This is a genomic window from Microbacterium testaceum (genome assembly GCF_006539145.1).
GTDB lineage: Bacteria > Actinomycetota > Actinomycetes > Actinomycetales > Microbacteriaceae > Microbacterium > Microbacterium testaceum.
Genome location: NZ_BJML01000014.1, coordinates 11,149 through 25,178 on the forward strand (window position 1 = coordinate 11,149; position 14,030 = coordinate 25,178).

General features: G+C 68.5%; 8 protein-coding genes. 7 read left to right on the forward strand and 1 reads right to left on the reverse strand.

Annotated features, from left to right (window positions below):
• The first annotated feature begins 5 nt into the window (after window positions 1–5).
• From MTE01_RS15735 to MTE01_RS15765, 7 genes are all read left to right on the forward strand, one after another.
• Entirely contained in the window at window positions 6–4,157 is a 4,152-nt protein-coding gene (locus tag MTE01_RS15735; protein ID WP_141378322.1) for a LamG-like jellyroll fold domain-containing protein, read from the forward strand.
• 172 nt (window positions 4,158–4,329) lie between these two features.
• A complete protein-coding gene (locus MTE01_RS15740; RefSeq protein ID WP_141378323.1) occupies window positions 4,330–5,331 on the forward strand; it encodes a LacI family DNA-binding transcriptional regulator in 1,002 nt (333 codons plus the stop codon).
• A 101-nt stretch (window positions 5,332–5,432) separates the two neighbouring features.
• A complete protein-coding gene (locus MTE01_RS15745) occupies window positions 5,433–6,683 on the forward strand; it encodes a sugar ABC transporter substrate-binding protein (protein ID WP_141378324.1) in 1,251 nt (416 codons plus the stop codon).
• Window positions 6,684–6,711: 28 nt separating this feature from the next.
• Complete coding sequence (locus MTE01_RS15750; protein ID WP_103208490.1) at window positions 6,712–7,686, forward strand: carbohydrate ABC transporter permease; 975 nt, start codon at window positions 6,712–6,714, stop codon at window positions 7,684–7,686.
• Window positions 7,686–8,501, forward strand: a complete 816-nt coding sequence (locus MTE01_RS15755) for a carbohydrate ABC transporter permease (protein WP_174799716.1) — start codon at window positions 7,686–7,688, stop codon at window positions 8,499–8,501. Before MTE01_RS15750 ends, MTE01_RS15755 begins: the two co-directional genes overlap by 1 nt.
• A 17-nt stretch (window positions 8,502–8,518) precedes the next feature.
• On the forward strand, window positions 8,519–10,276 hold the full coding sequence (locus MTE01_RS15760) for an amylo-alpha-1,6-glucosidase (protein WP_141378325.1): 1,758 nt from the start codon (window positions 8,519–8,521) through the stop codon (window positions 10,274–10,276).
• Window positions 10,273–12,339: a glycoside hydrolase family 31 protein gene (locus MTE01_RS15765; RefSeq protein ID WP_116239378.1), complete on the forward strand. Its 2,067-nt coding sequence runs from the start codon at window positions 10,273–10,275 to the stop codon at window positions 12,337–12,339. Before MTE01_RS15760 ends, MTE01_RS15765 begins: the two co-directional genes overlap by 4 nt.
• A 67-nt stretch (window positions 12,340–12,406) precedes the next feature.
• On the opposite strand, the gene citH is transcribed toward MTE01_RS15765, so the two are convergent.
• The gene (gene citH / locus MTE01_RS15770) at window positions 12,407–13,933 is read right to left on the reverse strand and encodes a citrate transporter CitH (RefSeq protein WP_103208496.1); all 1,527 of its coding nucleotides are present in this window, start codon (window positions 13,931–13,933) and stop codon (window positions 12,407–12,409) included.
• Window positions 13,934–14,030: the final 97 nt, after the last annotated feature.

Here is a 14,030-nt window from a genome sequence, read left to right on the forward strand (position 1 = left end):
GTTCCATGAGGTCGACACGACGGCGTGCCGCACGCGCGCCCATCGCCACCGTCACCGCAGGGCTGGCCGTCGCCGCCCTCGCCATCGGCTCCCCCGCACACCCCCCGCAGGCCGAGGCGGCAGCAGGCACCGACGCCGGCAGCCACCTGATCCTCGACTACGACTTCGACGGCGCGGCATCCGTCACCGCGACGGTGAAGGACGAGTCGGGCAAGGGACGCGATGGTCTGCTGACCAACCCGGGGTCGGCGCAACTGGTCGACGGCCCATCGGGCGGAAAGGCCCTCCACCTCTCGGGCGGCGCGGCCGGTTCGACCACCTCGCCCTACATCACGGTGCCCGCGGGACTCTTCCAGGGGCTGACCTCGACGACCATCTCCTCATGGGTCAAATGGGACGGGGGCGACGCCTTCCAGTGGTTGTACACCCTGGGCAAAGACAAAGACAGCGCGGCCTTCTACACCCCGCGGTTCCAGGGCGACGACAAGGCCCGCTCCAACGTCAAGCCCACCACCCAGGGTGAAGCCGGGGCATCGGGGTCGACGGCTCTGCCCACCGGTGAGTGGCACCTCGTCACCACGACCATCGACTCCGGGGCGCTGGTCTACTACCTGGACGGCCTCGAGGTGAGCCGCACCAATGTCGGTGCCGACGTCTCCACTGCCCTGTTCGGCTCCTCGTCACCCAACTCCGGTTACATCGGGCAGCCCTTCTGGACCGGGGTGCACCCCTTCTTCGCCGGTGCCATCGACGACTTCCAGGTGTACGACACCGCCCTCACCCCCGGACAGGTGCGAGCACTCGCCGGCGACGCTGCGCCGAAGCTCACAACCGTCCTGCAGAAGAGCGTCGATGTGCAGACCGACGTCGGCGCAGCTCCGAACCTCCCCGGGGTGAAAGCCGAGTTCGACGATGGGCAGCAACGCCTCGCTCCCGTCACCTGGGCCGATGTGCCGGCATCCGCCTACGCCCAGCGCGGCGTCTTCACCGTCACCGGCACGGTGGACGGCACCGACACCGCGGTCACCGCGACAGTGCGCGTCACGACGCCCGACGAGTTCTCGATCGACGTCGGCGACCGCACCGGGGCGTTCATGGGTGGCGCGTCCGGAACGCTCTACGGGCTCTACGGTCCGGGCCTCCCCTCGAACAATCTGATCGACGGTATCCAGCTGCGCACCGTCTCGACCAAGGCTCAGGACGGGCCGCAGCACCCCGGTGCCGACGCCCTCGAGGTGGTCAAGCCGCTCGCCGACTCCTCGAACGGCGACGTGTACATCTACATGACCGACATCAACCGCGGCTTCCCCTACGAGGTGCCCGGGGCGAACGGCGCGGAGAAGGAGGCGTGGTTCCTCGATTCGATCGGCAAACAGGTCGACCAGGTCCTTCAGCTGCCCGAGGAGTACCGCAAGCGCATCGTCTTCGTGCCCTTCAACGAGCCCGAGGGCAACATGTACGGCAACGGCGACCAGTCGTTCTGGGGTCAGAGCTGGCTCGACAACCCCGACCGCTTCTTCAGCGCCTGGGATCGCGCCTATCGGCTGATCACCTCGAAGATCCCCGATGCGCGAATCGGCGGCCCGAACACCAGTGTGCTCTTCGACCAAGACCACGGGTTCCTCGCGCACGCGATCGCCAACGACACCGTGCCCCAGGCCTTCACCTGGCACGAGCTCAGCAATCCCGCCACGATCCGTGACTCCGTCGCGAAGTACCGCGGGTGGGAGGACGAGCTCTTCGCGGGTACGAAGTGGGCGGGTCAGCACCTGCCGATCAACGTCAACGAGTACGCGTTCAACTACCACACCTCGGTTCCCGCGCAGATGATCCAGTGGATCTCCGCGATCGAGGACAGCAAGATCGACGCCGACATCGCCTACTGGAACATCGACGGCAATCTGAGCGACTCCGCCGTCCAGTCCAACCGCGGGAACGGCCAGTGGTGGCTGCTGAACGCCTACGGCAACATGACCGGTGACACGGTGGCGGTGCATCCGCCGCGCCCCGGACAGAGCTACACCCTGCAGGGTGTCGCCACCGTGGACGACGCCGACAAGAAGGTCCACGCTCTGCTGGGTGGGAGCTCGGGTAACCAGAACGTGTACTTCGACCGCTTGCCGGACTACCTGTCGCAAACGGCTCACGTCCAGGTGCGAGACATCCGCTGGACAGGTCAGATCGGCGACTCGGGCGAGCCGCAGACGGTCGCAGAGTTCGATGCTCCCGTGACGAACGGGTCGCTCGGTCTCCGATTCGGCGAGGGTGGCCTGCCGCCGCTCGGTACCGATTCGGCCTACGAGATCATCGTCACTCCGGGGCAGAACGCCTCGAGCCCGGCGCAGTCCCCGGTGTCGTGGCGCGGCGTGTACGAGGCGGAGGACGCCCGCTTCAGCGGAGCAACCCCCGAGATCAACGGTCCCGAGGGCACGCCGAGCAACGTGGGCGGCTTCTACACCTCGGGAACGAAGGACGTCGGTGGGATCCGCGGTGGATCGAACCTGCAGATCTCCTTCGACGTCGACGTGCCCGCCGCCGGCTCCTACGACCTCAGCGTCCTCGCCAGCGCGTACAACAAGGACCAGCTCAATCTCGCGCAGGGGCCGGTGAACATGTTCGTGACCGTGAACGGCGGCGCCGAACAGGAGATCTACGCGGAGCTCGGATACAAGTGGGTCGTCTGGAATCACAGTGACACGACGGTCGACCTGCAGGCGGGCAAGAACACCATCACCATCGCGGCGAAGAGTCTCGACGGGACCAAGCAGACCGTCGGTACGGCGATCATCGACAAGATCGACCTGACCCAGCCCAACCCCGGGTACACGCCCATCTACGAGGCCGAGAACGCCGTCCTGCACGGCGCCGCGGCCGCGTACGACAAGGCGGGCGTCTCGGGATCGGGGTACGTGCCCGTCGCGAGCGGCGAGTCGGTCACCTTCTGGGTGTACAACGCCGACGACTCCGAGAAGTCCCTCGAGGTGAAGACCCTCGGAGGCGGCACCGCGATCCTGCGCGTCAACGGTGTGGATCTCGGCACGGTGGCCGACACCGCCGTGATCCCGGCCTTCCTCGTCGGCGGTATCAACAAGGTGGAGGTCGTCGGGGCGTCCGGGACCCTCGCCCTGGACCGCGTGGCGGTGCAGGCCTCGAAGAACGAGCTGGTCTCGCAGACCATCGAGGCGGAGGCCGGAACTCTCGCGGGCTCGGCGAAGGCTCAGGACCTCTCGCTCGCCAGCGGCGGTAAGGCGGTCGTCGGCATCGGTGGAGCGCCCGGCAACGGCAACACCCTCACCCAGAAGGTGACCGTTGCCCAGGCAGGGACGTACGCGATGACCCTGCGCTACTCCAACGAGGAGCAGTCGCCGTCGTCCCACTACAACCCCGACCCGGTGGCTCGTCGAGCCGACATCTCCGTCAACGGAGGCCCGGTCCAGAAGGTGCTGTTCCCGCAGAGCTACAACGCCAACCAGTTCTGGGATCTCACCGTCGAGGTGCAGTTGCAGGCGGGGGAGAACTCGATCCGCTTCGCGTCGGAGGAGCAGCCCGACTTCGACGGGGTCACGTACATCTCCGAGCGGTACCCCACCCTGGGACTTCGTTCGCAGTGGGCGCCGAATCTCGACCGGATGACCTTCACCGCCCTTCGGCCCGACACGACCCCGGCCGCCGCAACGGTCTCGACCCACGCGTCCTCGGTGGCGCAGGGGGGATCGGTCGAGGTCTCGGGCGCCGGATACGCGCCGGGCGAGAAAGTCGGGTTCGTCCTGCACTCCGACCCGATCGTGCTGGGCGAGGCGACGGCGGATGCCGCGGGGGCGGTGTCGGCGACCCTCGCGGTGCCGGTATCGGCACCGGTCGGAGACCACCAGTTGATCGCCACGGGGGTGCTCTCTCAGCGCTCGGCGTCGACGGCTCTCGCGATCACCGCCGCCGCCGGCGGCGAAGCGGGCGGAGGCGGCGCCGGGGCGGTGCCGGCTGGCGGTGGGGGAGCGGCGGCCGGTGGATCGCGCGCGTCGACGACGGCGTCTGCGTCGGGTTCCCTCGCGATGACCGGCTCCACCTTCGCGGGCTTCGGCGGACTCCTCGCTGGAGCGGCCATCCTCGCGGCCGGCGTGGCCCTGGTCGCCCGTCGACGGGAGCGCGCGCGCTCCTGACCGCGCATCGCGAAGACGCCCCGGGGGCCCGAACCCCCGGGGCGTCTTCGCGCGGTCGAGGGTGCCGAGACGGGTGGGAAAAAACACGCTCGTTCGACTGCAAAAATGTTGCTGAGTGCGATTCGTGGCGCTACACTGGTCGAACCGGTTCGACGATGAAGGGAGCGGGGGAATGACCACCATCGGTGACGTGGCCAAGGCCGCGGGAGTCTCGCGCAGCACCGTCTCGTACGCGCTCTCCGGCAACCGCCCCATCTCTCGCGAGACCCGCGAGCGCATCGATGCCGCGATCTCGGAGCTGGGATTCACCGTGAATGCGGGGGCTCGCGCCCTCGCCACCTCGCAGACCATGGTCCTCGGGCTGCTGCTGCAGTTCCACGAAGACGAGTTCCCGCCGGCCATGCTGCAGTACATCCTCGCCGTGTCGGACGCCGCCCGCGAGCTCGGCTACGACATCCTCATGGTCACCGACGGCGACGGCCCGGGAGCGATCCGTCGCATCACGTCGTCGAACATGGTCGACGGGGTCGTCCTGCTCGACGTCACTCACGACGACCCCCGTCTCGAGGCGCTCCGTCAGGCTCGACAGCCCGGCGCGCTCGTGGGTCTTCCCCGCGACACCGAGGGTCTCGACGTCTTCGACCTCGACTTCGGCGAAGCGGCGCGCCTCATCGTCGACCACCTCTACGGCCTCGGTCACCACGACATCGTCCTCGTCTCGCCCCCGCGGCACGTGTTCGAGCGCGGCGGCGCCTACGCCTGGCGTTTCCGTGACGCCGCACTCGAGCGCGCGGCACGGTACGGCATCCGCATCCATGCTCACTACGGCGAATCGCAGCAGCCCGGGATCGAGCGCAGCCTCAACGCGATCCTCGACACGCGCACCGACGCCACGGCGCTCATCGTGCACAACGACGCCTCGATCGCGGCGCTCCCGGGCGTGCTCCGTGAGCGCGGCACCGTGGTCCCCCGAGACCTCTCCGTCGTCAGCCTCTATTCGAGGGACTTCGGACGCACCTTCCTTCTGCCGTACACGGCAGTGGAGACCTCCCCCGACGGTCTGGGCCGCAAGGCGGTCCAGCACCTCGTCCGGCGTATTGCCGAACCCGCCTACGGACCCCCCGTGGTCGGGTTCATCGAGCCGGAACTGACCGACCGGGGGAGCACCGCCTGACGGGGCGGTAGACGCGCCCCGTTCTCTTCGGCTCATCGTCGAACCGGTTCAACGCGTCACTCGCACGACAACGCAGTCACATTTCAGAGAGGAAATCGCAAGTGAGCACGTCAATCACCCGTACCCGCGCTCTCGGAGCGCTCGCCATCGGCGCCGTCGCCGTCGGTGTCCTGGCCGGTTGCTCCGGCGGTGGCGCCGGAGGTTCCGGTAGCACCGACGCCGCCGGCGGCACCTACACCTTCTGGGACCCGTACCCGCAGTACGACGCCAGCTCGGACTGGGCCAAAGTCATCGACAAATGCGCGGCCGACGCCGGCGTCACCGTCGAACGCACCGGTTTCGACACCAGCGACCTGACCAGCAAGGCCCTCCTCGCCGGACAGCAGGGCGATTCGCCCGACATCCTGCTGATCGACAACCCCGCGGTCTCGACGCTGGTCGAGGCGGGCATCGTCACCTCGACCGACGAGAACGGCCTGCAGGTCGGCGACGTCGCCGAGAACATCCTCGGCGCCTCGGTCGTCGACGGGAAGACCTACGGCGTCCCGATCGGGGCGAACACCCTCGCCCTGTACTACAACCCCACCGTTCTCAGCGCCGCGGGCGTCGACCCGTCCTCCATCAAGGACTGGTCGAGCCTGAACAGCGCGATCGAGAAGGTCGTGGCATCCGGTAAGAAGGGCATCACCTTCTCGGGGATCGGCACCGAAGAGGGCAGCTTCCAGTTCCTGCCCTGGTTCTGGGGAGCGGGCGCCGACCTCACGCAGCTCGACTCCTCGCAGGCCGTTTCGGCCGTGCAGCTCTGGACGGATTGGGTGAAGAAGGGCTGGGCGCCGAACTCGGTCATCAACAACACGCAGACCACCAGCTGGCAGGAGTTCCAGACCGGCGACTTCGGTTTCGCCGAGAACGGCACCTGGCAGAAGGCCGGCGCGGCCAAGGCGGGCTACGAGGTCATACCCATCCCCGCGGCCAAGGGCGGCGCGGCACCGGCTCCCACCGGAGGCGAGTTCCTGACGCTGCCGGTCCAGAAGGATTCCGCCCGCTATGCCACCTCGTCGAAGATCGTCGAGTGCCTCACCAGCACCGCGAACGTGGTCGACACCGACAACACGTTGAACTACATCGCCGCGACTCCCGAGGCGCAGAAGGCGCAGCTCGCGAAGGATCCCACGCTCGAGCCCTGGATCGAGGCCGTCGGTGCCGCCAAGGCGCGTACCGGAGACAACCTCGGTGTGAAGTACCCGGTCATCTCCGAGCAATTGTGGACAGCGGTGCAGAACTCCCTCACCGGCGCCCAGTCGCCGCAGGACGCCCTGAAGGCGGCTCAGCAGGCCGCCTCGTCCAAGTGATCCCATCCATCGAAAGGGGTACGCCGACATGACCGCGACGCAGATCACTGCTTCGACGGGCACCGGCGACACCGGGAGGGCGGCGGAGAGATCCGCTGCCCTCCCCACCCCCGGTCGCCGTCCGCGGCGCCGGGGGCAGTGGGCGGCGTGGGCGTTCCTCGCCCCCGTCGTCGTCTACCTGGTCGTCTTCTACGCCTATCCGCTCTACCGCAACCTCGACCTGAGCCTGCGCGACTATACGGTCCGCTCGTTCATCGACGGGAACGCGCCCTTCGTCTGGTTCGCCAACTACGTCGCGATCTTCCAGGACCCCACCTTCTGGCCGGCCCTCGCCAACACCGCTACGTTCACCCTCGTCTCGATCGCGTTCCAGTACTCGATCGGCATGGCGCTGGCGGTGTTCTTCTTCCAGCGCTTCCCGCTTTCGGCGACGCTTCGCGCGCTCTTCCTCGTGCCGTGGCTGCTGCCGCTGCTGGTCTCGGCCTCGGCGTGGTCGTGGATGCTCAATTCCGACTCGGGAGTGGTCAACGCCGCTCTCAGCGCGGCGGGCATCGATCCGGTGAACTGGCTGACGTCCCCGCAGTGGGCGCTGGTGTCGGTCCTCATCGCGAACATCTGGATCGGCGTGCCGTTCAACCTCGTCATCCTCTACAGCGGCCTGCAGAACATCTCGACCGACATCTACGAGGCGGCATCCATCGACGGGGCGAACGCGTGGCAGAAGTTCTGGCGCATCACCTTCCCGCTGCTGCGCCCGGTCTCGGCGATCACCATCCTCTTGGGGCTGGTCTACACGCTGAAAGTGTTCGACATCATCTGGATCATGACGCGCGGCGGTCCGGGCTCCAGCTCCACCACGTTCGCGATCTGGTCCTACCGGTTGGGCTTCGGTTCGGCCCTGCCCGATCTCAGTCCCGCAGCCGCGGTCGGCAACCTGCTCATCGTGATCGCCCTCGTGTTCGGGCTGATCTACATCCGCGCCCAGCGCCGTCTGGAGGTCTGATGAAACGTCGACCGTGGTGGATCACCCTCGTGGGGGTGGTTCTGACCGGGATCATGCTGTTCCCGATCTACTGGATGATCAATGTCTCGCTCACCCCGCAGAGCGACATGCGCAAGTCGCCGCCCGACCTGCTCCCGCTCACCCCGACCTTCGAGGGGTACGAGAAGGTGGTGTCCGACCAGCTGCCCTACCTGGGCACGAGCTTCGTCATCGGTGTCGGCACGGTGGTGCTGACCCTCGTGCTGTCGGCTCCGGCGGCCTACGCCCTCGCCAAACTGCGCCCGCGCGGCGGCAACGCGTTGAGCTTCGCGTTGCTCATCGCGCAGATGATCCCGGGGATCATCATGGCGATGGGGTTCTACGCGATCTACCTCAACGCCGGGATCCTCAACACCGTGCCGGGGCTGATCCTCGCCGACTCCACGCTCGCGGTGCCGTTCGGCGTGCTCATCTTCACCGCGTTCATGCGCGGCATCCCCGACGAACTGCTCGCCGCCGCCCGCATCGACGGGGCCGGAACGTGGCGCACCTTCCGCTCGATCGTGCTGCCCGTGAGCCGCAACTCGATCGTGACGGTGTCGCTGTTCGCGTTCCTGTGGTCGTGGTCGGACTTCATCTTCGCCTCGACCCTGAACAGCGGAGGCAAGCTGCAGCCCATCACGATCGGCATCTACCGCTACATCGGCAACAACAACCAGGAGTGGAACGCGATCATGGCGACCGCCGTCGTGGCATCCATTCCCGCCGCCGTCCTGCTCATCCTCGCTCAGCGTTACGTGGCGGCCGGTGTCACCGCCGGCGCTGTCAAAGACTGACCCTCGAAAGGCTCTTCGTGTCCGTTCCCTCCCTGCCGTCGTTCGACGTGCGCGAAATCCCCTTCAGCCGTCGCGGATCGTGGATGAACCTGTCGCCCGTGATCGGGCTGCACCGCCGCGTCGATGACGTCCACCTCGTGTCGCACCTCACCGGGATGCACGCGGTGCTGCGTCTGTCTCTGCGCCGGGACGGTTCGTCGGTGGATGCCGAGACCTCGGCCGACCCCTCGACGCTGTCGTGGCTGGTCGGGGGAGAGGCCGTCGCCTCGGCGGTGTTCGAGTCGGTCGACGTGGTGCGACTGAAGGGTGCCGGGGCCGATCTCGTTCTCTCGGATGCCGCTGAGGAGCTCACCCCGTTCACCGGCTCGTACTTCTTCCGCGAGCCCCGCGACGGATCGTGGGTGTTCACCTCGTACGAGACGGGCCGGCGCTACCGCATCAGCGTGCTGACGGGTTCGGCCTCCGCCGAGGGGGAGGAGGCCCTCGGCCAGAGCGTGCGCGCGGTGACGGTGAGCGGCGCTGACGGGTGGGAGGTCGCGGTCGAGCAGATCGAGACCGCAGCGCCGGCATTCACCTCGTTCGAGACCTTCGCCGAGGTGGCGCAGCGCGTGAGGGAGGAGTTCGAGGAGTACCTGGCCGCGGTCGGCGGGTGGCGAACCGATGACACCCCTGCCGTGGCGCTCGCCGCCTACGTGCTGTGGTCGGCCACGGTGGCGCCCGCGGGCTTCGTGACTCGAGAGTCGGTGCTGATGTCGAAGCACTGGATGGACAAGGTCTGGAGCTGGGATCACACCTTCAACGCCCTGGCCCTCGCGCCCGGGGCCCCCGAGCTGGCGCTCGACCAGTTCTTGGCGCCGTTCGACCATCAGGATGCCGCGGGTGCGATGCCCGATTCGATCACCCACTCCGAGGTGCTCTACAACTTCGTCAAGCCGCCGATCCACGGGTGGGCGCTGACCCGCCTGCGCGAACGGCTGGGCCGCCCCCTCGGCCGGGTCGAGCTCGAGACGGTCTACGCGCGACTCGCGCGCTGGTCGCGGTTCTGGCTCGATTCGCGCACGGTCGCGGGTCGCGCACTGCCTTACTACCAGCACGGCAACGACAGTGGCTGGGACAACTCCACGACCTTCGACCACGACCGCGTCATCGAGGCGCCCGACCTCGCGGCCTTCCTCGCCGTGCAGCTCGACGTCGTCGCCGACCTCGCCGACGAGCTCGGGCTCGACGACGCAGCCCACTGGCGCGACGAACGCGACCGAGTGGAGCTGGCGCTCTTGACCGAGCTGCGCGACGCCGACGGCTTCTTCGCCGTGGGCGCTCTGAGCCGTGCGCGCAGCAAGCGCACGAGCCTGCTCAATCTGCTGCCCGTGCTCGCCTCGCCGCGGCTGCCCGGCGAGGTGGTCGACACGCTCGCCGACGGGATCGCGGCGCACCTTACCGAGTGGGGACCGGCGACCCAGCGCATCGACACGGAGGAGTACGAGAGCGACGGGTACTGGAGGGGACCCATCTGGGCACCCTCGACGATGCTCATCGAGGAGGGGCTGCGCCGCGGCGGTCGCGACGCGCTCGCCGACACGATCAGCGAGCGGTTCCGCGCCCTGTGCGAGCGCTCCGGCTTCGCCGAGAACTTCGACGCCCTGACCGGCGAGGGGCTCCGCGACCGCGCCTACACCTGGACCGCGAGCGTGTACCTGGTCTTCGCGCACGACCACGTCGAACGCCGTCGCGCGGCCCGCGCCACGGGCGCTGCAGACGTCGAGGCGCGCGTGTGACCGCCGTCACCGCGCACTTCTGCGTCGACGGGACACGCCTCCTCTGGCGCGGGGACGGCGAGACCGTGCTGATCGAGCCGTGGGGCCGAGACAGCGTCCGCGTGCGTGCGCGCCTCATGCACGACGTCGCCGACCATGACTGGGCGCTCCTTCCCGCCGATCCCGTCGACGCGACGATCGAGGTCGACGCAGAGCGGGCGACCCTGACGAACGGGCGCCTGCGGGTGGTGGCGACCTCGAGCACCGGCATCCAGCTGCAGACCGGATACGACCGCAACTTCTGCCATCTCGCCTTCTTCGACGCCTCGGGCCGTCTGCTCTTCCAGGAGAGGGATGCCGGCGGGTCGCTGGCCCTCGTGGCGCGAGAGCACCGACCGATCCTCGGCGGCGACGTGCGACTGACCGCGTCGTTCGAGACCGCCGCCGACGAGCGGCTGTACGGCATGGGGCAGTACCAGCAGGACGTTCTGGACCTGAAGGGGTGCTCCCTCGAGCTCGCGCATCGCAACTCGCAGTCGAGCGTTCCGTTCGTGATGTCGAGCCGCGGTTACGGCTTCCTCTGGCACAACCCGGCGATCGGGAGGGCGACGTTCGCCGCGAACGGCACCCGATGGGAGGCCGAGTCGACCGAGCAGCTCGACTACTGGGTGACCGCGGGACAGACGCCGCGTGAGATCGCGCGGGCGTACGCGGATGCCACGGGGCACGCCCCGATGATGCCCGAGCGCGGTCTGGGGTTCTGGCAGTGCAAGCTGCGGTACTCCTCGCAGGACGAGCTGCTCGCCGTCGCCCGGGAGCACACCCGCCGCGGACTGCCGCTCGACGTGATCGTCGCCGACTTCTTCCACTGGCCGAAGATGGGCGACTTCCGCTTCGAGGACGAGTTCTGGCCCGACCCCGAGGCGATGGTGCGCGAGCTCGACAGCCTCGGCGTCGAGCTGATGGTGTCGGTCTGGCCGCAGGTGTCGCTCGAGAGCGAGAACTACGCGCGCATGAAGAAGGAGAACCTCCTCGTCCGTGCCGAGCGCGGGCTCGACGTGCACATGTCCTTCGAGGGTCCGAGCGCCTTCCTCGACGCGACGAACCCGCGTGCACGCGACTTCGTGTGGCAGCGATGCCGTCAGAACTACGGGCGGCACGGCATCCGCACCTTCTGGCTCGACGAGGCCGAACCCGAGTTCGGGCTCTACGACTACGACAACTATCGGTATCACGCGGGTCCGGTCGCGCAGGTGGGCAACCTGTACCCGCAGCACTACGCACGCGCCTTCGCCGAGGGGCAGTGGGGCGACGGTGAGACCGAGGTCGTGAACCTGCTGCGCACGGCCTGGGCCGGATCGCAGCGGTACGGAGCCCTGGTGTGGTCGGGCGACATCGCCTCGACCTTCGCAGCGCTGCGCGCGCAAATCACGGCCGGGATCCACATGGGCGTCGCGGGCATCCCGTGGTTCACCACCGACATCGGCGGCTTCCACCACGGAGACCCCGACGACGAGGGTTTCCGCGAGTTGCTCGTGCGATGGTTCCAGTTCGGGGCGTTCAGCCCGGTGATGCGCCTGCACGGCGATCGCCTGCCCACGCGAGAGGTGTACGCCGCCGACGGGTCACGGCGCTCGCCGACCGGCGGGCCCAACGAGGTGTGGAGCTTCGGCGACGAGGCCGCGCCGATCCTGGAGCGCTACCTCTTCGCGCGCGAGGCCCTGCGCCCGTACCTGCGCACGGTCATGCGCGACGCGCACGACGACGGTCAGCCGGTGCTGCGGGGGCTGTTCCACGAGTTCCCGGCCGACGCCCGGTCCTGGAGTGTGAAGGACCAATACCTGCTCGGCCCGGATCTGCTCGTGGCTCCCGTCGTCGAGCCCGGCATCCGAGCCCGGAACGTGATGCTGCCGGCCGGCGCGGACTGGACCGACCTGTGGACCGGGGCTGTTCACCGCGGCGGGGAAGAGATCGAGGTGGACGCCCCTCTCGAGCGCATCCCCCTGTTCGTCCGCGACGGCGCGATGCCGGAGGTGGTCGCGGCGGTCCGCTTCGCTCTCCAGGGCCGATCCGCGACGACGTGAGGGGCGAGGGTGAGAGCGAGAAGACCCCGGATGCCATGGCATCCGGGGTCTCGTCGTGTTCCGGGTGTCAGCCCAGCAAGGGCACCGCGCCCACGAGCACGCCGACGGCGAGCATGACGAGCGAGACGACCGTCGCCCGCCACAGCACCTTCTTGTGGTGGTCGCCGAGATTGACGCCGGCGAGCGAGACGAGCAGCAGGATCGCGGGGACCAGCGGGCTCTGCAGGTGCACGGGCTGGCCGGTGATGGACGCCCGCGCCATCTCGACCGGGGCGATGCCGTAGTTCGCCGCGCTCTCGGCGAGCACCGGGAGGATGCCGAAGTAGAACGCGTCGTTCGACATGAAGAACGTGAACGGGATCGACAGCACGCCGGTGATCACGGCGAGGAACGGGCCCATCGACGAGGGGATGACCTCGGTGATCCACGACGCCATCGCGGTGACCATGCCGGTGCCGTTCAGCACGCCGACCAGCACACCGGCGGCGAGCACCATCGACACGACCCCGACGATGCTCGGTGCGTGAGCGACGATCTCGTCGGCCTGCGAGCGGAGCTTGGGGAAGTTCACGATGAGGGCGATCGCGGCTCCGACCATGAAGACGAAGGCCAGCGGGAAGAGGTCCATCACCAGCAGCACCATGACCGCGACCGTGAGAGCGAGGTTGAACCAGATCAGCCGGGGGCGCAGCGTGGCGCGGTTCGGGTCGAGCATCGTGTCCGCCATGGCGGTGTCGGCGGTGTCGACCAGCTGCGCGGCGGCGACGGCATCGCGTCCGCCGCGGACGGTGACGATGTTGCCGGTGCGAAGCGATGCGACGGCTCCGGGCTTGGGCTCCGCTCCGCGGAAGATCTTCGGGGCACCCAGGCGGCCGAAGCCTCCGGGGCCGTCGATCTTGGCGGTGTCGACGGATCCGGCCAGGCGCTTGCGCTCCGACAGGCCGAGGAACCAGGCGAAGGCGAGCGAGACGACCAGGCCGGCGAGCAGCGAGGGGATCATCGGCACGAAGACGTCGGTGGGCTGAAGGCCCAGCGCGGTGGCCGCGCGGACGGTCGGGCCACCCCACGGGACGATGTTCATCGTGCCGTTCATCAGACCCGCGACGCAGGTGAGCACGACGGGGCTCATGCCCAGGCGCAGGTAGAGCGGAAGCATCGCCGAGGTGGTGATGATGAAGGTGGTCGAGCCGTCGCCGTCGAGCGAGACGGCGCCCGCGAGGATCGCCGTGCCGAGCACGATCTTGGCCGGGTCATTGCCGAGCACGCGCGTGATCACGCGGATCAGCGGGTCGAACAGGCCGACGTCGATCATGATGCCGAAGTACATGATCGCGAACATCAGCAGCGCCGCCGTCGGCGCCATCTTGCTGATCGCGTCGATCACCATGTCCCCGAGACCCAGGCCCGCGCCGGCGATGAGACCGAACACGGTCGGCACGACGATCAGGGCGACCATCGGGGTCAAGCGCCGCGTCATGATCAGGGCCATGAACGACAGGACCATGAGGAAGCCGAGGGCCACGAGCACCCCGTCGGCGGGCGTGTAGGCCACCGGGTACTCGGCCGCATCGGCCGCAAGGATCAGGGGGGTCATCGCGACTCCTTCGTCGTGACGGGCGCGACTCTCGCGCTCGATCCGGTGACACTACGGGCGCCGGGCACGCCCGCGCGCTCTTGCTCGCATTGCGGAC

Coding starts and splice junctions, on each gene's coding strand:
- MTE01_RS15735 (WP_141378322.1), top strand. CDS start 6: ATGAGGTCGACACGACGGCGTGCCGCACGCGCGCCCATCGCCACCGTC.
- MTE01_RS15740 (WP_141378323.1), top strand. CDS start 4,330: ATGACCACCATCGGTGACGTGGCCAAGGCCGCGGGAGTCTCGCGCAGC.
- MTE01_RS15750 (WP_103208490.1), top strand. CDS start 6,712: ATGACCGCGACGCAGATCACTGCTTCGACGGGCACCGGCGACACCGGG.
- MTE01_RS15755 (WP_174799716.1), top strand. CDS start 7,686: ATGAAACGTCGACCGTGGTGGATCACCCTCGTGGGGGTGGTTCTGACC.
- citH (WP_103208496.1), bottom strand. CDS start 13,933: ATGACCCCCCTGATCCTTGCGGCCGATGCGGCCGAGTACCCGGTGGCC.